This is a genomic window from Streptomyces sp. NPDC014623, from assembly GCF_043088245.1.
Taxonomy (GTDB): Bacteria; Actinomycetota; Actinomycetes; order Streptomycetales; family Streptomycetaceae; genus Streptomyces.
On the sequence record NZ_JBIBZU010000008.1, the window covers coordinates 271,482 to 290,318 of the forward strand.

20 protein-coding genes and 2 pseudogenes are annotated in these 18,837 nt (G+C 71.1%); 12 read left to right on the top strand and 10 right to left on the bottom strand.

Annotated features, from left to right (window positions below; genetic code table 11):
• Positions 1 to 57 precede the first annotated feature (57 nt).
• Positions 58 to 1,278: a GDSL-type esterase/lipase family protein gene (locus tag ACF1FZ_RS16045; RefSeq protein WP_391773998.1), complete on the bottom strand. Its 1,221-nt coding sequence runs from the start codon at positions 1,276 to 1,278 to the stop codon at positions 58 to 60.
• Between the two features lie 47 nt (positions 1,279 to 1,325).
• Positions 1,326 to 1,895: a TetR/AcrR family transcriptional regulator gene (locus ACF1FZ_RS16050; protein ID WP_391773999.1), complete on the bottom strand. Its 570-nt coding sequence runs from the start codon at positions 1,893 to 1,895 to the stop codon at positions 1,326 to 1,328.
• 592 nt (positions 1,896 to 2,487) lie between these two features.
• Between ACF1FZ_RS16050 and ACF1FZ_RS16055 the strand changes: the two genes are divergently transcribed.
• The 7 genes and pseudogenes from ACF1FZ_RS16055 to ACF1FZ_RS16085 all read left to right on the top strand — a co-directional run bounded on the left by ACF1FZ_RS16055 (position 2,488) and on the right by ACF1FZ_RS16085 (position 7,462).
• Entirely contained in the window at positions 2,488 to 2,940 is a 453-nt protein-coding gene (locus ACF1FZ_RS16055; protein ID WP_391774000.1) for a potassium-transporting ATPase subunit C, read from the top strand.
• Between the two features lie 285 nt (positions 2,941 to 3,225).
• Positions 3,226 to 3,390, top strand: coding sequence for a hypothetical protein (locus ACF1FZ_RS16060; protein WP_391774032.1), 165 nt, complete (start codon positions 3,226 to 3,228; stop codon positions 3,388 to 3,390).
• Positions 3,351 to 3,769 (top strand): annotated as a pseudogene (locus ACF1FZ_RS16065) (glycoside hydrolase family 11 protein); the annotation flags it as partial. The gene ACF1FZ_RS16060 and the pseudogene ACF1FZ_RS16065, both read left to right, overlap by 40 nt.
• Positions 3,770 to 3,877: 108 nt before the next feature.
• Positions 3,878 to 4,876, top strand: coding sequence for a polysaccharide deacetylase family protein (locus ACF1FZ_RS16070; RefSeq protein ID WP_391774001.1), 999 nt, complete (start codon positions 3,878 to 3,880; stop codon positions 4,874 to 4,876).
• A 198-nt stretch (positions 4,877 to 5,074) separates the two neighbouring features.
• Entirely contained in the window at positions 5,075 to 5,890 is an 816-nt protein-coding gene (locus ACF1FZ_RS16075; protein ID WP_391774002.1) for an SAM-dependent methyltransferase, read from the top strand.
• Positions 5,891 to 6,044: 154 nt separating this feature from the next.
• Positions 6,045 to 7,238 (top strand): cytochrome P450, encoded by a 1,194-nt coding sequence (locus tag ACF1FZ_RS16080; RefSeq protein ID WP_391774003.1) that lies wholly within the window; start codon positions 6,045 to 6,047, stop codon positions 7,236 to 7,238.
• Positions 7,235 to 7,462 carry a ferredoxin gene (locus tag ACF1FZ_RS16085; RefSeq protein ID WP_391774030.1) on the top strand — a complete coding sequence of 76 codons (228 nt, stop codon included), beginning with the start codon at positions 7,235 to 7,237 and terminating at the stop codon, positions 7,460 to 7,462. The genes ACF1FZ_RS16080 and ACF1FZ_RS16085 overlap by 4 nt, the downstream gene beginning before the upstream one ends.
• A 50-nt stretch (positions 7,463 to 7,512) precedes the next feature.
• Here ACF1FZ_RS16085 and ACF1FZ_RS16090 read toward each other — a convergent pair whose 3' ends face one another.
• Complete coding sequence (locus tag ACF1FZ_RS16090; protein ID WP_391774004.1) at positions 7,513 to 8,157, bottom strand: DUF998 domain-containing protein; 645 nt, start codon at positions 8,155 to 8,157, stop codon at positions 7,513 to 7,515.
• 198 nt (positions 8,158 to 8,355) lie between these two features.
• On the opposite strand from ACF1FZ_RS16090, the gene ACF1FZ_RS16095 reads away from it, so the two are divergent.
• Positions 8,356 to 8,619 carry a DUF5133 domain-containing protein gene (locus tag ACF1FZ_RS16095; protein WP_391774005.1) on the top strand — a complete coding sequence of 88 codons (264 nt, stop codon included), beginning with the start codon at positions 8,356 to 8,358 and terminating at the stop codon, positions 8,617 to 8,619.
• A 276-nt stretch (positions 8,620 to 8,895) separates the two neighbouring features.
• On the opposite strand, the gene ACF1FZ_RS16100 is transcribed toward ACF1FZ_RS16095, so the two are convergent.
• From ACF1FZ_RS16100 to ACF1FZ_RS16120, 5 genes and pseudogenes are all read right to left on the bottom strand, one after another.
• Positions 8,896 to 9,240: a hypothetical protein gene (locus ACF1FZ_RS16100; RefSeq protein ID WP_391774006.1), complete on the bottom strand. Its 345-nt coding sequence runs from the start codon at positions 9,238 to 9,240 to the stop codon at positions 8,896 to 8,898.
• 105 nt (positions 9,241 to 9,345) lie between these two features.
• Complete coding sequence (locus tag ACF1FZ_RS16105; RefSeq protein WP_391774007.1) at positions 9,346 to 11,064, bottom strand: acyl-CoA dehydrogenase family protein; 1,719 nt, start codon at positions 11,062 to 11,064, stop codon at positions 9,346 to 9,348.
• Positions 11,065 to 11,108: 44 nt separating this feature from the next.
• Positions 11,109 to 11,675 carry a PadR family transcriptional regulator gene (locus tag ACF1FZ_RS16110; protein ID WP_391774008.1) on the bottom strand — a complete coding sequence of 189 codons (567 nt, stop codon included), beginning with the start codon at positions 11,673 to 11,675 and terminating at the stop codon, positions 11,109 to 11,111.
• A 101-nt stretch (positions 11,676 to 11,776) separates the two neighbouring features.
• A pseudogene (locus ACF1FZ_RS16115) lies at positions 11,777 to 11,836 on the bottom strand (NUDIX hydrolase); the annotation flags it as partial.
• Between the two features lie 30 nt (positions 11,837 to 11,866).
• Positions 11,867 to 12,970, bottom strand: coding sequence for a PP2C family protein-serine/threonine phosphatase (locus ACF1FZ_RS16120; protein WP_391774031.1), 1,104 nt, complete (start codon positions 12,968 to 12,970; stop codon positions 11,867 to 11,869).
• A gap of 616 nt (positions 12,971 to 13,586) precedes the next feature.
• On the opposite strand from ACF1FZ_RS16120, the gene ACF1FZ_RS16125 reads away from it, so the two are divergent.
• Together ACF1FZ_RS16125 and ACF1FZ_RS16130 are read left to right on the top strand one after the other, a co-directional pair.
• The gene (locus ACF1FZ_RS16125) at positions 13,587 to 13,862 is read left to right on the top strand and encodes a hypothetical protein (RefSeq protein ID WP_391774009.1); all 276 of its coding nucleotides are present in this window, start codon (positions 13,587 to 13,589) and stop codon (positions 13,860 to 13,862) included.
• Between the two features lie 166 nt (positions 13,863 to 14,028).
• Positions 14,029 to 15,048 (top strand): bile acid:sodium symporter family protein, encoded by a 1,020-nt coding sequence (locus tag ACF1FZ_RS16130; RefSeq protein WP_391774010.1) that lies wholly within the window; start codon positions 14,029 to 14,031, stop codon positions 15,046 to 15,048.
• Between the two features lie 124 nt (positions 15,049 to 15,172).
• Here the strand turns inward: ACF1FZ_RS16130 and ACF1FZ_RS16135 are convergent, their stop codons facing one another.
• Entirely contained in the window at positions 15,173 to 16,174 is a 1,002-nt protein-coding gene (locus ACF1FZ_RS16135; RefSeq protein ID WP_391774011.1) for a helix-turn-helix transcriptional regulator, read from the bottom strand.
• Between the two features lie 167 nt (positions 16,175 to 16,341).
• On the opposite strand from ACF1FZ_RS16135, the gene ACF1FZ_RS16140 reads away from it, so the two are divergent.
• A complete protein-coding gene (locus tag ACF1FZ_RS16140; protein ID WP_391774012.1) occupies positions 16,342 to 17,442 on the top strand; it encodes a winged helix DNA-binding domain-containing protein in 1,101 nt (366 codons plus the stop codon).
• A gap of 73 nt (positions 17,443 to 17,515) precedes the next feature.
• Here ACF1FZ_RS16140 and ACF1FZ_RS16145 read toward each other — a convergent pair whose 3' ends face one another.
• Entirely contained in the window at positions 17,516 to 17,734 is a 219-nt protein-coding gene (locus ACF1FZ_RS16145) for an MbtH family protein (RefSeq protein WP_391774013.1), read from the bottom strand.
• A 198-nt stretch (positions 17,735 to 17,932) separates the two neighbouring features.
• On the opposite strand from ACF1FZ_RS16145, the gene ACF1FZ_RS16150 reads away from it, so the two are divergent.
• A complete protein-coding gene (locus ACF1FZ_RS16150) occupies positions 17,933 to 18,562 on the top strand; it encodes a DUF1707 domain-containing protein (protein WP_391774014.1) in 630 nt (209 codons plus the stop codon).
• Positions 18,563 to 18,837 lie beyond the last annotated feature (275 nt).

The window sequence follows — 18,837 nt, forward strand, 5'->3', positions numbered from 1 at the left end:
TCACTCGTCCTCCCCGCCTAGGCAGGTCGCCCACGAACACACATATGCGACCTCTGTTCAAGAATGCTCCTGTGCGTCCCCGCTCTCAACCGGCCCCCTGCCTGCGACGGCGAGCGGGCCACCGGCGTGGAACGCCAGTTTCGCGAAGCGTTCGCCGATGCGGCGGTGCGTGGCGGCGTCAGGGTGCAGCGCGTCGGGAAGCGGCAGCTCGGCGAAGTCCGTCTCGCCGTAGAGTTCGCGGCCGTCGAGGTAGTGCAGATGCGGGTCCTCGGCCGCCCGCTGCTCGACGATGCGGGCGAGTTCGTCCCTGATGGTGCTCAGGGTGAGCTTTCCGGCGGCCGTTTCGGCAGGGTCTCCCGCGGCGCGGAAGTTCAGCTTCCCCTCCCGCAGGGCACTGCGGTCGGGGGCGCTGGGGCCCGGGGTGTCCTCGTGGATGGGGCACAGGATGGGCGAGACGACCAGCAGTGGCGTGGCGGGGTGGCCTTCGCGAATGGTGTCGAGGAAGCCGTGCACGGCCGGGGTGAAGGCGCGCAGGCGCATCACGTCGGCGTTCACCAGGTTGATGCCGGTCTTCACACTGATGCGGTCGGCCGGGGTGTCGCGCAGGGCGCGGGCGGTGAACGGGTCGAGGAGCGCGCTGCCGGCGTATCCCAGGTTGATCAGCTCCACACCGCCGAGGGCGGCGGCAAGCGCGGGCCAGGTGGTGGTGGGGCCTGCGGCGTCGGATCCATGGCTGATCGAACTGCCGTGGTGCAGCCACACCGCGCGGCCCCGCTCCGGGACCGGCTCGACGGGGGCATCGGCGCGCAGGGCGATCAGCTCGGTGGTCTCGTTGTGCGGCAGCCAGATCTCGATGTCCTTCACATCACCGGACAGGCCGCTGAAGCGCAGGGTGCCTGCCGGCCCCGGCCGGACCTCGGCGGATCCGGTGTTCATGTCGATGGTCAGGGTGTTGCCACCGGGCACACCGGCCCGGCCCGCGAGGCGGCCGTCGACCAGCAGCTCGTAGACCCCGTCCGGGCGCGGCGGAGCCCCCACGTACGTCCGCTTCGTGGGCAGGGTGTCCAGCTCCACGACGGTCGCCCGGGTGCGCATGACGAGCCGCACACCGGAGGGCTGGGACTCCGCCATGGCGAGCTGGCCGTCGGTGTTCTGGGCGCGGGCACGGGCGGGCAGCCGGTGCGGCAGCACGCCGTGCTCGGTGCGCTCCAGATCGAGTGCCCCGCGCAGGAGGTCCTCGGTGAGCGGGGCGGGTGTCAGTTCGGGGTGGACGCTCATCTTCCGTCTCCTGTTCCGGGCCGGTGTCCGGCTGTACCGCGGGGCTGTCAGGGAGCGGGCCAGTTCCGCAGCAGGGCGTCGAGGGCGTCGAGGACCCGTGTCCAGGTCTCCTGCGTACCGGGGGCGCTGTGACTGAAGCTTCCGCCCGACTCCAGGCTGATGTAGCCGTGGAAGACGCTGCCCAGCAGCCGGACAGCGTGAGTCCGGTCCGGCTCCGTCAGGTCGTAACCGCGCAGGATCGCCCGCGTCATCCGGGCGTGCCTGCCGCCCGCACTGGCGGCGGCAGCCTCCGGGTCGAGCCTGATCTGCGCCGCGGCGTAGCGGCCCGGATGCTCCCTGGCGTAGTCGCGGTAGGCGTTCGCGAACGCCTCCAGGGCGTCCTTGCCCGCCCTCCCGGCCAGGGCGGTGGCGACGCGGTCGGCGAGCTCCTCCAGGGCCAGCAGGGCGATCCTCGCCCTGAGGTCCTGGGAATTCTTCAGATGCGAGTAGAGACTCGCGTCCTTCACGCCGAACTGCCGGGCGAGTGCCGCGACGGTCACTTTGTCGAAGCCGACCTCGTCGGCCATCTCCGCTCCGGCCCGCGTAAGGCGTTCCGCGGTCAGTCCTGCTCGCGCCATGGTCACCATCCCCTTCAGGAAGTTCCATCATGCATCTGCCTAAGACTATTAGGCAAATAGCAAATCACCCTAAGAACAGGAGCCGAGTGGATGCGCACCCCGCCGGCCCAGGGGCCCGAGCCCCGGTACCCGTGCGGGATATGGCCGTTCGGCCGCCAGGTGGCACCAGGACCGGCCCCGGGGGCATCGCGGCAGGGACGGTTTCGGGTCCCCGCTCCGGTGATCCGGAAGTCCGGCGGCGACCGCAGCGCGGCCACCGGGGCACGAAGGCGCCCCCGACCGGACCGTCGTCCGGATCACCACCAAGCCGGGTGAGACCTTCACCGGCCGGACGGCCGCCCTGGCCGAAGGCTCCGCCCGGCGGAAGGCGCCCGGCGAGATCGCACTCGGCTCCAGCGCGCCGACCATCCTCGCCCTCGCACCACCGGCCCGAAAGGCGTCCGGTACCGACCGGCGCCGGCAGGACGCTCCGCCGCAACCTCGGGTTCCACGGACTCGGCGGCCCGATCGCCCCGCCCATCGGCATCAAGATCATCGACCTGCTCCTCCCCTCGCTGCCGGGCTCTCCTGAACCAGGAACGGCCGATCGGCCATGGACGCGCCTCTCAGGAACACCACCCGGACGATCGGGGCGGGGCCGCGCACCTCGCTCGTCCGGAGCGCCGTCCGAGGCACCCCCGGTCACCGGGTGGCGGAACGGCACGGCCTTCCCGTCCGACAGGTCGCGAAGTCCGTGGACGAGTACACCGAGGACCGCACCCTTGGATCCATGGGCGATCCCCGGGCCGACGTCCTGGAACTCAGCATCGCGCTCAGGAGTGCGGGCAAGGACCGACTCGGACCCGGTGCGGTCAACTCCGGGGCGGCGGTTCCGGACGGAACCGCCGCCCTCCAAGGCGCGCCCCACAGCGGCGGCCCGCGGCCCTCTTCACCAAGTCCCCCCTTCCTCGTACATCTCCTCATTCCGCAGCGACCCGGAACCTTCGAAACTTTCGATCACATCGAACGTAAACATCGATCTGATCTCCGGAATCGCCACGCCTGACAGCTTCCCCGTTGACGCTTACTGGCATTGAACAGTCAAAACAAACTCATGTCGTTCCACAGCGAGGAACGATGCTTTCGTGATTCGCGCCGAAACTATTGACACCCGCCAGGGGCAGATCAACACTGTTCGCCGTCGACGGACTTCAACCACCGCCGATCCGGGCCCATCCCCGAACCGACGCGCGATCACCGTCACCGGCTGTTCACCGGCATCCCCGCAGAGGACGTCTCGCGCTGTCCGGGCCCCGCCCGGCCCCACGAGGACGAGGAGGGAAGGACGCACATGAACGACGCACCCGCACAGCCGGCGAACCGCACACGCGGCCGGTCCGGACGCACCGTCCGCAATGTCTTCGCCATGGCGACGGCCGCCGTGGCCGTGCCGGCCCTGCCCGGCACCGCCGCCGCACCGGTAACCACTTCGACACGTGGGCCCGGCAGGGGATGAACCTGGGCACCTTCAATTACATGATCATGGCCACCGAGGGCCAGCGCAGCGGCGGCGACTCCGACATCACCGTGGGCACGGCTTCCGGTGGTGGGGTGGTGACGGAGGCGGCGGTGGCTGCACCGCAACCGTGTCCGCGGGCCAGAAGTGGAACGACCGCTACAACCTCGACGTCACGGTCTCCGGCTCCAGCAACTGGACCGTCACCATGAACGTGCCCTCCCCCGCCAGGATCCTCTCCACCTGGAACACCACCGCCTCCTACCCCAGCGCCCAGGTACTGACCGCCAAGTCCAACGGCAGCGGCAACACCTGGGGCGCGACCATCCAGGCCAACGGCAACTGGACCTGGCCGACCGTCTCCTGCAGAGCAGGCTGACACCCGGGCAACCGGCAGATCGCAGCAACGGGACGGGGGTTCACGCCCGCCGCCGCCCCACCCCGGCCGTCTCCCCCATGTCCACCAGGACGAGAAAGGCTCATTCGTATGCGCATCACGCCACGCCTGTCCTTCCGGCCCGTGATCACTGCTCTGGCTGTCGCCGCGACAGCCGCTGCAGCCGTCGTCACCGCCGATCCCACCGCCTCCCACGCCGCCACCGCTGCCGCGTGCAGCGGTTACGTCGGACTCACATTCGACGACGGCCCCTCCAGCAGCACGCCGGGCCTGCTGAACGCCTTGAAGCAGAACGGGCTACGGGCCACGATGTTCAACCAGGGCCAGTACGCCGCAGCCAATCCGGCCCAGGTCCGGGCGCAGGTCGACGCCGGTATGTGGGTCGGCAACCACAGCTACACCCATCCGCACCTGACCCAGCAGAGCCAGGCACAGGTCGACTCCGAGCTCTCCCGCACCCAGCAGGCGATCGCGAACGCCGGCGGGGGCACGCCGAAACTGTTCCGCCCTCCGTACGGTGAGACCAACTCGACGGTCCAGTCCGTCGCCGCCAAGTACGGTCTGACACAGGTCATCTGGGACGTCGATTCCCAGGACTGGAACGGCGCGAGCACCGACGCGATCGTGCAGGCCGCCGCCCGGCTCACCAACGGCCAGATCATGCTCATGCACGACTGGTCCGCCAACACGCTCGCCGCGATCCCCCGTATCGCCCAGGGGCTGGCGAGCCGGGGGCTCTGCGCCGGCATGATCTCTCCGCAGACCGGCCGCGCCGTGGCTCCTGACGGTGGGAGCCCCGGCGGCGGTGGTGACGGAGGCGGCGGTGGCTGCACCGCAACCGTGTCCGCGGGCCAGAAGTGGAACGACCGCTACAACCTCGACGTCACGGTCTCCGGCTCCAGCAACTGGACCGTCACCATGAACGTGCCCTCCCCCGCCAGGATCCTCTCCACCTGGAACACCACCGCCTCCTACCCCAGCGCCCAGGTACTGACCGCCAAGTCCAACGGCAGCGGCAACACCTGGGGCGCGACCATCCAGGCCAACGGCAACTGGACCTGGCCGACCGTCTCCTGCAGAGCAGGCTGACACCCGGAAGCCTCACCGGCCCGAGTGGGGCGGCGGCCCGGCCCGCCGCCCCGCTCTCCGTGCCGTCCGTGTCCGCACCGACCGAAAAGTTATCGGCTGCCGACGATCAAGTTGCCTTCTTCCAGTCCTTTTTGACGCCCGGCTTCCCTATTCTGTTCGAAAGCTGATCACCTCTTATGCGTACACCAGGAGTCCGCCATGTCCCGACCGGAGAACGATGCCCGCGCTCTGCGCATCGACACCAGCAGACCTCATCCCGCCCGGATGTACGACTGGTTCCTCGGCGGCAAGGACAACTATCCGGTGGACGAGGCACTGGGCCGGCAGATGCTTGCCGTCGAGCCCGCGGTCCCGGTCATGGCGAAGGTGAACCGGGCGTTCATGCACCGCGCCACCCGATGGCTGACCGGCCAGGGAATCCGGCAGTTCCTCGACATCGGCACCGGGATACCCACCGAGCCGAACCTCCACCAGGTGGCCCAGCAGGCCGCCCCGGCCACGCGGGTCGTCTACTGCGACAACGATCCGATCGTCCTGGCACACGCCGGAGCCCTGCTGAAGGGAACCGAGGAGGGCGCCATCGACTACGTACAGGCTGACGCCCGCGACGTGGAGGCCGTACTCCAGCACGCGGGCAAGACCCTCGACTTCAGCCGGCCGGTCGCACTCTCCATGATCGCTTTGCTGCACTTCGTGAGTGACGAGGACGGCGCCTACGAACTGGTGGACCGCCTGACCGCGGTCCTCGCACCGGGCAGCCACGTGGTGATCTCGCACCTCACCGCCGACTTCCACCCGGCGGCGGCGCGCAAGGTCGACGAGATGTACAAGGCCAACACGCTCACCCTGGCGCCCCGCACCCGTGATCAGTTCGCCCGGTTCTTCGACGAGCTGGAGATCGTCGAGCCCGGCATCGTGGCGGCCGAAGCCTGGCATCCCGAACTCGGCGAGCCGGTCCCCGGCCAGGACGACGTCATCAGTGCCGGCTATGTGGCGGTGGGCCGCAAGGCGTAGCCCGCCCCACGGAGCAGCACCCGCCCGTCGTGCCCGCCGCTCCCCGGGGGGAGCGGCGGGCACGATGGCCGACAAGGCGCTGTTGACCACTTCCACGCCGGAACCTGATTCTCGAATTTCCACTGACAGAGCCGAGAAGCAGGGAGGCCACACGATGACGGCCACGGCAGAACAAACCCCCGTTCCCTATCCGTTCAACGAGTCGGCCGGGCTGGGACTGGCGGACGCCTACCAGGAAGCCCTGGAGCGGCCCGGGCTCATGCGCGTACGCCTGGCGTACGGGGAACCCGCGTGGCTGGCCACCCGGTACGCCGACGCGCGCCTGGTGCTCGGCGACCGCCGCTTCAGCCGGGCGGAAGCCCTCCGCCACGACGAACCGCGCCAGTCGGACGGGCAGCGGGACAGCGGCATCCTGAGCATGGACCCTCCGGAGCACACCCGGCTGCGCACCCTGGTGGCGAAGGCGTTCACCGTGCACCAGGTGGAGAAGCTGCGCCCCTGGGTGCGGGAGCTGGCCCACGGTCTGCTGGACGAATGGGAGGCCCAGGGACAGCCGGCCGACCTGGTGGAGCACTACGCGCTGCCGATCCCCGTCGCGGTGATCTGCCGCATGCTCGGTGTACCGGAGGAGGACCGTCCGAAGTTCCGGGTCTGGAGCGACGCCGCTCTCTCCACCAGTTCCCTGACGGCCGAGGAGTTCCTGCGAAGCCGTGAGGAGCTGCGCGCCTATATGGGCTCGCTGATCGAGGAGCACCGGCGCAGTCCCCGTCCGGATCTGATGACGGGGCTGATCGAAGCCCGTGACACCGGGGACCGTCTCAGCGAACTGGAACTGGTCGATCTCTGTGTCGGCATCCTCGTAGCCGGTCATGAGACCACCGCCACCCAGATCCCGAACTTCGTGTACGCACTGCTCGACCACCCTGATCAGCTGCGACTGCTGCGGGAGCGCCCCGAGCTGATCCGCGGGGCGGTCGAGGAGCTGCTGCGGTTCGTGCCGCTCGGCAGCGGCGCCGGCTTTCCCCGGTACGCGACCGAGGACGTGGAGGTCGGTGGCACGCTGGTCCGAGCCGGTGAGCCCGTGCTCGTCGCGGTGGGGGCCGCCAACCGCGACGCCCTGAAGTTCGAGGCGGCGGGCCGGCTCGACGTCACCCGGACCGGCGTCCAGCATCTGGGTTTCGGGCACGGGGTCCATCACTGTCTCGGGGCACCGCTCGCCAGGCTGGAGCTGCAGGAGGCGCTGGAGGCACTGCTCGTGCGCTTCCCGGCACTGCACGTGGCGGGAGAGGTGGAATGGAAGAACGAGATGCTCGTGCGGGGTCCGCGCACGATGCCGGTCGGGTGGTGAGAGCCGTGTCGTGGACGACCGAGGTGGACCGTGATCTGTGCATGGGGTCGGGCATGTGTGCGGCGATGGCGTCCGATCTGTACACGCTGGACGACGAGGACCGGGCGAAGCCTGTCCGTGAGCGGATAACTCCTGACGAGCGCGCGCTCGACGCCGCGGACTCGTGCCCCGCGTCGGCGATCGTGGTCCGCGACGGTGGCCTGCCGATCGGGCCGCGCCCCTGACGGCGGGGCACCCACCGGGCCTGCCCGGGACCGGCGGGCAGACCCGGCGCTCACGCCGTCCGGCCTGCGCCCCGGGTGCAGGAGAGGACCACGAGGAGTGGCCAGAGGGACTGCGCGAACGTGAGGACCCGCTCCGCCGCTCCCGCGGTGTCGAGCACGAACAGGGCGAGGAGGAACCAGGCCCCGCCGAGCCACATCAGCGCGGCGGCCGCGAGGGACGGTCCCGGCCGCAGCCCCCACGGGGGATCCGCCGCACGCGGCCCGCCGGCTGCGCGCGGTCCCGGTGCGTCCCGCGGCTCCGAGGCGCCGCGTCGCACGGCCAGGACCGGCCATACCGCCAGCAGGGAGAACCCCACGGCCACGACCACACCGTGGGCGAACGAGCCACCGCTGCTGGGCGCCGGGAACAGGGCCAGCAGCATCGCCGAGAGTCCGCCTCCGGCGAGCGCCGCCCGTCCGACCGGCGCGGCGGGTCGCAGTCCGTACGCGGTGATCACATGGCAGGCTCCGAGGGCGAGCAGGGCCGATGTCATGACCCAGTACCCTCCGGCGCCGTCGGAGGCGAGGACGCTGATCGTCTTCGACGCGGGATCGTAACCGGATCCCTGGAGCTCGGCCGAGACCGCCCAGCCGCCGATGAGAAGGACCGGCGCGGACACCGAGGAGAAGAGGGCCCACCAGGGGACAGCTCGCATCGGTGAACGGTAGAACGCCGGAACCGGCAACCGTCGGCGCACACGCGGACGGGTGTGTACCCCGCTCGCGAGGGGGTAGACGCGTGACGCCGGATCACATGACGGCATGTGGACCCACTTCGCCCGGCCGGCCCGGCACCGGCCCTGTGTCCCGGCGCGCCGCACCGGACGTGGATCGAATTCAGAGGAGAACCCGCTGTGCTGACCCCCAGTCCTCAGGACCTGAGAGTGGCCCTGGCCCGCTACGCCGACGCACGGATCGAGGACGCGCGCTGCTCCACGGACGCGACCGCCCGGGCCGTGGAGGACGCCGCCTACACACTGTGCGTGATGACCGGCACCCAGGCCGTCCCGCAGGCCCTCCATGTCGCCGACACCATGCTCGGTATGCGTGCCACGGTCTCTCCCGCCCTTCGCCGGCCCACCGGTAAGCAGCAGGAGGGCAGCCTCCAGACCGCCTGAGCGGCCATGGGGAAGAGAAGCCGGCGCCGGGCCGTCCGCCTGCCCGCCGTCGGTCCGATCCGGCCCGGTGCCGCTCCGGCGCCGGGCTGATCCGTCTGTGGGCGGCGTCCGGGCCCCGGGAGGAACGGGACCACGGCTCACCACGCTGTCCGACGGGATCTTCGCGAGGGCTCCGGTCCTTGCCGGTGCCCGGTGCCCCTCTCCCGGCAGGCGTGGCCCCGCGCCGGAGAGCGGTCCGGCGCCACCGGCGGACCCCGGTGGCGCCGGTCCCCACGCTCATTCGGGGACGGCGGTCAGCGATTCGTAGTACGCGCCGAGCTTCCGCAGGTAGAAAAGGTCGCCGGTGTCCTGATCACGCTCGAAGCGCGGAGCGTCCTTGATCTGCTCCTTGGTGCACCTGACCCTGATCACCCGTTCGGTGCCGTCGACGGCGGTCACCATGCCGGCGGGCACGGCGACGCTTCTCCCGAACTTCCAGACCCCCGCGTCGATCACCAGATGGTCGAAGCCCGGCACGGGCGAGAGCCTGATGACGGTGCCCACGCTCCCGTCCGGTGCTTCCACGCCGTATCCGATCACGTCGTCGTCCAGCTGTGCAGGGCCTGTCCAGACCGTGTCCATGGTCGTCTCCTCCCTGGCAGCCGGCCCGATCCGGCCGCCGGAACTTCCATATGCCCCGGGGTGCGCGGGCGATGCAGGCCGGACGGGCCTGGTTGCCGGCCGGGATCACCGAGCCATTTCGTACGCCCCGGACAGCGCCTCGACGCGCTCCCAGACCCGCGCCGAGCGGGTGTCGTCGACGACAGGACGCCGTACCGCGGCGAGGGCCCAGCGCTGCTGTTCCCCGGTCGCGGAGTCCTTGCCGTGCAGCTCGACGGCGTGCGCGGAGAAGTCACGGACGAGCACGGAGAACAGCTCGTCGAGCACGTCCTCGTCCAGGCCCGTCAGCCGGGCCTGCTCCAGGATCAGCTGGCCGTGGACCACCAGTGCGAAGAGCTGGCCGACGGACAGCAGGAAGTCGAGATCGCGGCTCTGCTGCTCGTCGGGGGCGGAGTCGGTCACGAAGCGGCACAGCGCGTCCGCCTGTTCCCGGAAGCGCGCGACATTGGGCACCGCGGCGTACGCGTCGTAGGCGGGCCGCCAGTCGTGGAAGCGTACGGAGCCGAGACCGCGGGCGGGGCCCTGCTGGAAGAGGAACGTGTCGTCGGCGGCGTCCAGGCGTGTGGTCACGGGCTCGTATCCGGCCGGGTCCAGCAGGTGGTTGCGCATGAACTTCAGGATGAGAGCGAGGTTGACGTGCACCGTGCCCTCCAGCTTGGGCAGGCTTCGGATCTCGGCGGCGGCCTGGGCGAAGTACGTGTCCTTCTCGAAGCCCTTTGCTGCGATGACGTCCCACATCAGGTCGATGACCTTCTCGCCCTCCGTGGTCACCTTCATCTTCGTCATCGGGTTGAACAGCAGGTACCGCCGGTCGTCGGGCCCGGCCGAGCGGAAGTAGTCGACGGCGCGGTCGCTGAACAGCTTCATGCCGACGAGCCGGACGTAGGCGTCGGCCAGCTCACGGCGGACGTGCGGGAAGGCCGTCACGGGGCGGCCGTAGAGGATGCGGTTGTGCGCGTGGGTGACCGCCTCGTACATCGCGTGCTCGCAGATGCCGATCGAGGCTGTGCAGAGGTTGAACTTGCCCACGTTGACGGTGTTGAGGGCGGCGTCGAAGGCGGCGCGGCCGGTGTGCAGGACGTCGTCCGGGCCGACCGGATAACCCTCGAGGCGGAACTCGCTGACGTACTTGGAGGAGTCGACGACGTTCTTCACCAGGTGGTAGGCGGGGTGGCGGCTGTCGGCCGCGAAGAAGACGTAGCCGTCCGGGCCTTCGACGTCGGTGCGGCGGCCGAAGACGGAGACGAGACCGGCTGCGTTGCCGTTGCCTATGTAGTACTTGGAACCGGTGGCCTGGAAGCCGCCCTCCCCGTCCGGTTCCAGAAGCATGTCGGTGGAGTAGATGTCGGCGCCGTGCGCCTTCTCCGACAGACCGAAGGCGAACACCTCGCCCTGGGAGAGGAGGTCCGCCGCGCGGCTGCGGGCGGCGGCGTTGCCGCTCTGCCAGACCGGTCCCAGACCGAGGATGGTCACCTGCCAGGCGTACCAGTAGTCGAGCCCGTAGAACCCGAAGACCTCGTTGAGCGCGGCGATCCGGGCGGTGTCCCAGCGCTGGTCCTCCCGCTGCGCGGCGGAGGCGGGAGTGAGGAAGGTGGCGAACAGGCCTTCCTTCGCGGCGAACTCGAGGAATTCCCCCAGCCAGGCGCGGGACCGGTAGTCCTCGATGAGCCGGCGCTTGCCGCGGTCCTCGAACCAGTCGATGGTGGCACGCAGCAGTCTGCGGGTCTCGGGGTCGAAGTGCGCCGGGTCGTAGGCACGCGGGTTGAACAGCAGCGGGTCTGCCATGGTGATACGCCTTCCGAGGGGTCGGGCAGGGGATTCGGGATGCTTCAGATTCGCGGGCCGGCCGCGCCGAGCCTGTGAAGGGTCGCGAGTACGTCGTCGAGCCAGGCGACCGTCATGCGTTCGTACGCGATGCCGCCGCGCAGTACGACGTGCTGCAGTTCCTGGCCCGTGTCGAGCGGTGCGGGGGCACCGGGCCCGGTGAAATCACGCTGTTCCCCGGCGAGGTAGTGCGCGAGCCGGTCACTGTGCACCCGGTGGTGCCGCTCGACCTCGAGGAGCAGCGCGGCGGGGTCGTCGAAAGCCGCGCCACGGATCTTCACGGCGAGATCGTGGCGCAGGCTCTCGGGTTCGATCGGTTCGTGCAGCCAGGCGGAGAGGGCGGCACGCCCGGGGGCGGCGACGGAGTACTCCTTCTTGTCCGGCCTGCGCTCCTGCGGCACGTCTCGGACGTCGAGCAGGCCGTCGCTCTCCATGCGCTTGAGGACGCGGTAGATCTGCTGGTGGGTGGCGGTCCAGAAGTAACCGATGGACCGCTCGAACCGCCGGGCGAGCTCATAACCTGAGCCCGGTTGCTCCAGCAGGGAGACGAGGATCGCGTGTTCGAGGGCCATGACCCGATCGTGCTATGCAACTGGTTGCATAGCAAGCGGCGACGGCCGGGTGAGACGCGCCTCACCCGGCCGTCGCCGGGCGAGGGCGGCGCTCGGACGCCGGTTTCCTCCAGGAGTTCCCGTGCCACCGCGTGCAGCACGCCCTCCCCGGGCTCGATCACGCCCCCGGGAACGCGCGTCGCGCCTGCCTGTCACGGGCCGGATCGCGTACGGGCGCGATGCAGGGCCAGCATGGCCTGATCGTCCTGCGGCCGGCCGCCGGCGTGGCGCCGGACGTCCTGGATCAGCGTGTCCAGGATCTGCCCCGGCGTGAGGCGCACGCCGGAGCGCGCCCGTCTGCCGAGCACGAGCGGCAGACGGGTCACGGGATCGTAGAAGCGTCCGGTGGCGTCGCGGGACTCGGTGACACCGTCCGTGAAGCAGAGCAGGGTGGAACCTGCGGGGAAGGGGAAGCTGTCGACCGGGGAGGACCACGCGCCCAGGTCACTCACGCCCAGCGGGGGTGCCTCCTCGGACGCCTCGAGAAGAGTGGCACGGCCCTGCACGTCGAGGAGCACGGGGGGCGGGTGGCCCCGGTTGACCAGGCGTACGGTTTCCAGGTCCGTGGAGAATTCCGCGATGAGAGCCGTGGTGAAGCCCTCCTCCTGCTGCTGTCCGCCACGTCGGCCGCCTTCGCGCAGAAGGGCCCTCTCCAGCCGGGCCACCAGTTGAGGGAGATCCTCGGACTCGTCCGCCGCGTACCGGAAGGCGCCCAGGTCGGCACTGACGGCACTGACCGCTCCGAGCCCCTTGCCCCGTACGTCACCCACCATCATCCGGATTCCGTACGGGGTGCTCTGCACGACGTACAGGTCTCCGCCGATCAGGGCTTCCCTCTCGGCCGGCACGTAACGCGCGTCGATGTGGAGGTCCCCGAGGCGTGAGGGGGGTCTGGGCAGCACGGCCTGCTGGGCGACTGCCGCGACGTGCTGCGCCCGCCGCGCGCGGGCGTCCTGCCCGCGCAGCGTGCGATGGATCAGGACGGCGAGCGCGGTGGCGGCCGCCAGGGTGATCTGACTGGCCACGCCGGCGCGCCAGCCGAAGGTCCCGTCGAGCCGCGCGAGGAACGCGTGGACGACCATCGCCGTGAGGCCGACGCCGATGATCCCCCGGACCCCGAAGAGCGGCGCGGCGGCGACGGGCACCGCCATGAGAAGCGGCGCGGACGTCACATCGTGCGGGGTGACCAGGTCGACCACCACGGCCAGCACGATGAGGCCTACGGGGATCCACCGGGTTCTCAGCAGCTGCGGCACTCCCCCACGCTGCCCGTAAGCACGGCCTTCCGCATCCCCGGGACCCCACCAGGTGGCGTAACCGGCAGGGCTCCTGGCGGGCCCGGGTCTCTTGCGGCCGGGGAAGGGCCCGGCGCCCTTGCGGTCCTCCCCCGCACTGCCCGTGAACACGGCCTTCCGCACGGGGGGCCACCTCCGTTGCCGGGGTCGTCCTGGACATCGGCCTCTCGACGGGGAGGCAGGACATGCCGGGGGACGACGGCATCTGCGGGTGACACCCGGACATGACCGCTCGTCGGCCGGTGCGGGACAGTGCCGTTGCCGCGAGGCGCTGCGCCGTTCCTGTTCCCATGTCCGCCGGGGCAGAAGTCCGTCCCCGCCCGTGTGTCGCACGAGGTCACTCCGATGCCCGACGCACCCGCAGCCCTGCTCGCACGCGAGGTCGTTCGCCCCCTCGGCGCCGGGCGGGTGGCCGGCGGCTTCCCCCTCACCGCGTCCCCCGGCCACCACGCCGGACCGACCGGGGAGAACGGCGTCGGCAATCCGACGCCGTCCCGCCTGCCGGCCGAGCCGACGAACCGGACGCGGCCAGCATCACCAGGGCGGGGTCCCGGTGTGGCTGCCGGCCCAGGACACCGTGTCCGGCCGGCCCGAGTGCGCCGCCCGGGACTCCTACGGCCAGGCGCTCGGCGCCGATCAGGTGGAAGCCGTGCCGCCCGGTTCGCCGGGTCTGACGAGCGGGGCGGACCTGGACGAGCAGGTCCAGCACCTCTCCGCCGGCCGGCGGCGCCGGCGCGAGTCGGCGCTCATGGTGCGCATCCGCCCGAATCGCCGCCGCTCGACGAGCCCGCGGAACCGTCTGTGCCCGGTTCCGTGGCGGACCGGAGGCCGCCCTGGGGCGGGCCCGGAGTGATCGTCCCGTCGGGCCACGACCGCTGGCCGCGGAGCCGCCGGCAAGGGCGTGAGCCACGTCTGCAGGCGTGGCGGGCCGCGGACTTCAGACGAACGAATCCTGGACATTTTGTCCATATAGCGAGACGCGCTTGCGGTGGCGCACGCTGCGGCGTTGCATCGCGCCTGTGCAAACCGAACAGATAACCCCTGATCAGCCGGCCTCCGGCGACAAGGTGGCGAGGCGCGCCGTCACGGTGTTCCCCGTCCTCGTGCTCGTGGCAGGCGTAACCGGGCTCGTCACACCCGGTACGTTCGAGGGCTGGACGGGATCGGTTCCGTACCTGCTGGGAATCGTCATGTTCTGCATGGGGCTGACGATGACCCCGCTCGACTTCAAGGGCGTGGCGAAGCGTCCGTGGGCCGTCGCGATCGGTCTGGTCGCGCATTATGTGATCATGCCGGGCCTCGGCTGGGCCATCGCCCATCTGCTCGGGCTGCCTCCTCAGCTGGCGGCCGGACTCATCCTGGTCGGCTGTGCGCCGAGCGGCACGGCATCGAACGTGGTGACCTTCCTGGCCCGTGGTGACGTCGCGCTGTCGGTCTCCGTCGCCACCGTCTCCACCCTGGTCGCCCCGCTGGTGACGCCGCCTCTCACGCTGCTGCTGGCGGGTGCGTACCTGCCGGTGGACGCCGGCTCGATGATCACGGACATCCTCAAGACGGTGCTGCTCCCTGTCCTCGGGGGCCTGGTGGTGCGGCTGGTCGCGGGCAGGCTCGTCGACCGGGTGCTGGGGCTCATGCCCTGGCTGTCCTCCCTGGCCGTCGCCGCGATCGTGTGCGCCGTCGTGGCGGGCAGCGCGGGCACGATCAAGTCGGCCGCCGTGACGGTGCTGATCGCCGTCGTGCTGCACAACGGCCTCGGACTCGCGCTCGGCTACGCCGCGGGCAAGATCTCGGGCCTCGGCCGGCCTGCCAGCCGCGCCATGGCCTTCGAGGTCGGCATGCAGAACTCCGGACTCGCCGCCTCACTGGCGACCGCCCACTTCAGCCCGCTGGCCGCGCTGCCGGCCGCGGTCTTCTCCGTATGGCACAACATCTCGGGCGCCCTGGTCGCCGCCTGGATGTCCCACCGGTCACGGCGCGACGAGCGGACGCCCGTGACCGCCGGCCCGGTGCCGAGGACCGCGGCCGCCGAGGAAGCCTGACCGGGCTCCGCGGCCCGGCAGTCGTACGGCTCGAAGGCGTTCCTCCGGAGCCCGGAGGAACGCCTCGTGCGTTCCGCGGCCGGTCCGTCCGGGCGAGGGCGGCCGAGGGGCCGGCGAAGCACGGTCACAGCCCTGGGGGCCCGCCGGCCGCGGCATCGGCGTAACGGCGTGACAGATGCGCGAAGGCGTCCCTGAGTTCGGCCGGTCCCACGACGTGGATGCCGGCGTCGAACCTGCCGATGGCGGCGGCGAGCCCGGGCCAGGACCATGCCCCCAGGACGAGCCTGCAGCGGTCCGGGCCGAGTGCCTCGACGACTCCGTCCCGGGTGTAACGGGACACGTCGGGGGCCGGCAGGTCGAGGATCACCTCGCCTCGGCAGGGCCAGTCGCCCCCTGCGCCGGAACCTCGGAATCTGCCGGCCACGAAGGAGGCCACGTTCCCCCCGGGTACTTCGCGCGGGGTGAAGCGGGGCCCCGTGGGGGTGCGCGGGGCGATCCGGTCGGCACGGAAGGTGCGCCAGTCGTCACGGTCGAGGTCCCAGGCGACGAGATACCAGCGCCCGCGCCAGGTGACGAGGTGGTGCGGCTGGACCCGGCGCGGCGTCGTCGCGGTCAGGCCGTCGCCGGCCTCCGAATAGGCGGGGGTGTAGTCGAAGCGCAGCACCTCGCGGGCGTGGACGGCCGCGCTGAGCGCGACGAGGACGCGGCTGTCCGCCTGCGCTTTTGGCTGTGCCCCCTCGGGTTCGACGGTGGTGACGTGGATGGCGTCGACACGGTGACGCAGCCGTGCCGGCATGACCTGCCGAACGGTGTTCAGCGCGCGTGCGGCGGCTTCCTCGATACCGGCGCCGGTGGTGGCCGCGGTCCGGAGCGCGACGGCCAGGGCGACAGCCTGGTCGTCGTCGAACAGCAGGGGCGGCAGCTCCGCACCGGCGCCGAGCCGGTAGCCCCCTTCAGGGCCCTTGGTGGCCACCACGGGGTAGCCGAGTTCGCGCAGGCGGCCGACGTCACGGCGCACGGTGCGCGGACTGACCTCCAGCCGTTCCGCCAGTACCTGCCCCGGCCAGTCACGACGTGCCTGGAGCAGGGAGAGGAGAGAGAGCAGTCGGGCTGAGGTCTTCGGCATGTCACCAGTATCGTGCGGGGAAGCGGACACATCCTGACCGCTTCCCCTGCGACTGTGGTCCGGACATACACACATCCGGAAAGGAACGCGGCCACAGTGAAGACGTCATGTCCGGGACGGACCGGTGATACGGCCCGCCTCCGGTGGTCCGGCCCCATGGAGACGCGATGACCGTTCTCGACAGCCGGGCACTCAACCGCGCCACGCTCGCCCGGCAGTTGCTGCTCGACCGCGCCGACATGCCGGTGCTCGACGCCATCGGGCATCTGGGCGGTCTCCAGGCGCAGGAGCCCCAGGAGCCGTACGTCGGGCTCTGGTCGCGGTTGCGGGCGTTCGAACCGACGGCGCTCTCGGACCTGCTGATCCGGCGCGGCGCGGTACGGACCCATCTCATGCGGCGCACCGTCCACCTGGTCACCGCCGACGACGCCGTGGCCTGGCGGGCCCGTCACGACGCCATGCTGCGCCAGCGGGTGCTCGGCGTCCACCGCCACGAGTTCGACGGGACGGATCTCGACGAACTCGCGGCGGCGGGGCGGGCGGTGATGGCCGACGGCGAGCCCCGCTCGACGGCCGAGGTCGTCAGCACGCTCAGCGCCCGCTGGCCGGCGCCGGGACGCAGGGCCCTGGGCGAGATGGTGATCGCCGCCCTCGTACCGGTGGCGCAGGCTCCGCCTCGAGGGTTGTGGCGCACGAAGGCAGGGGTGCGCAACGTCCTGCTTTCCTCCTGGCTGGGCCGGAACATCGATCGGCCGTCCCCGGACACCACCGACCCCGTCGGCCAGGCGCTGGTACGCCGCTATCTGACTGCTTTCGGGCCCGCGGCCTCGGCGGATCTGCGCGCATGGTGCGGCCTCGCCGGTCTGCCGGCCGCCGTGAAGGCGCTGCGCGGAGAACTGGTCTCCTTCCGGGACGAGCGCGGCCGCGAGCTGCTGGACCTGCCCGGCGCACCACGCCCCGGCCCCGCAACACCCGTGCCGGTGCGGTTCCTTCCGGCGTTCGACAACGCGATCCTCGGCTATCACGACCGCGGTCGCATCATCGACGACGCCCACCGCGGCCTCTCGGTCGCCGGTGAGCGCGTCGTACTGGTCGACGGCCGGGTCGCCGCGACCTGGCGCGTCGACGCCGGAACCGTGGCGGTGACTCCGTTGCGCGGCCTGTCCAGGGGCGAGCGCGACAGCGTTGCCGAACAGGGTGGCGAACTGGCCTCGTTCCTCTCCGACGGCGACAGCAGTCGCGTACGGGTCGCCGCAGCCGCGAGCTGATCTGCGCCGGCGGTGGCGGCACCCGGCGCCCCTCCGCCGGCGACGGCCGTGCCGGGCGGCTCGGAGGGAGAGCTCAGGCGGAGCCGGCCTCCATGCTCCGTACCAGGCTCCTGGGCCGCAGGTCGGTCCAGTTCCGCTCGACGTACTCGATGCAGGCCTGGCGGGTGTCCTCCGGGTGTGCCACGGTCCAGCCGGCAGGCACCTCCGCGAAGGCGGGCCACAGCGAATGCTGTCCCTCGTCATTGACGAGCACCAGGTAGGCGCCGTTCTCGTCCTCGAAGGGGTTGGTCACCGGCACTCCTATGACTTAGGTAAGGCTTTCTTCGGTTGCCCGTCGCCACCTTACCCATGTCGCTGCCGGTCGGCACACCCTGCGGCACAACTCCCCGCCTCTCGTGGCGATGACGGCGCGAACCGGATGGCGCAGCCGGTGGACGCACCCCGGATCGCGGGGTGGAGCCCCGGCCGGCTGGGCGCTTATCCTCGGGGTATGACTGCTCAGCTTCCGGAGCCCTCCGCGCATCCCGCCGCCTCGAAGGAACTCCGCGCCTCCCATGACGACCGGGAGGCGGTGGTCGAGCAGTTGCGCGATGCGGCAGCCGAGGGACGGATCGATCTCGAAGAGCTGGACGCCCGCCTCGAGCAGGCGCTGAAGTCCAAGACCTACTCCGAGTTGGCCGTCCTGACTGCCGACCTGCCGAGGCCGGACGCCCCTGGGAGCCGGCCGCCGCTGGTACTCAAGGGCGGCGTGAACGGTGCGTCCCGAGGTCCTGGGCGCTGGGAGGTCCCGGGGCACGTGGTCGCTCACGGAGGCTGGGGCGGCGTGAAGATCGACTTCACCCGGGCCCAGTGCCGTCTCACCGACGTCACGGTGGAGGCGTACGGGGAGATGGCCGGAGTCACGATCGTCATCCCCGACGCGTGGTCCGCGGACACCACCGGCATGGATCCCGGTGTCGGTGGTCTGACGGACAAGACCACTCCCGACCGGCTCCCGGGTACTCCGCTGATCCGGCTCAGCGGAGCCGGAGGCGTGGCGGGCGTGATCATTCGCCACCCCAACCGCTGGGAACGGCGCAAGCTGCGCAGCAACCCGACGCGGCATCAGATCGAGAACTGACCGAGGCCGGTGACAGGAGGACCGGAGTCACTCCGGTCGCCGACTGCGTCGCCGCCCTCACCGGACCCGCCCGCGGGATGACGGAGCCACAGGGCATCACCGTACGGCGCCGGGCCGGGACCGGGGACACCTCGTCCGCGGCCGGTGCCCCTCACGGGTGCTGCGCAGGGCCGTGACCACGCGGCGGACGACGGCAGGGCCGTCCGGGGACGGCCCTGCCGTACTACACGGTGGCGAGCCCGGCCCTCCCCCGTGCGGAGGACAACGGGCCCGTC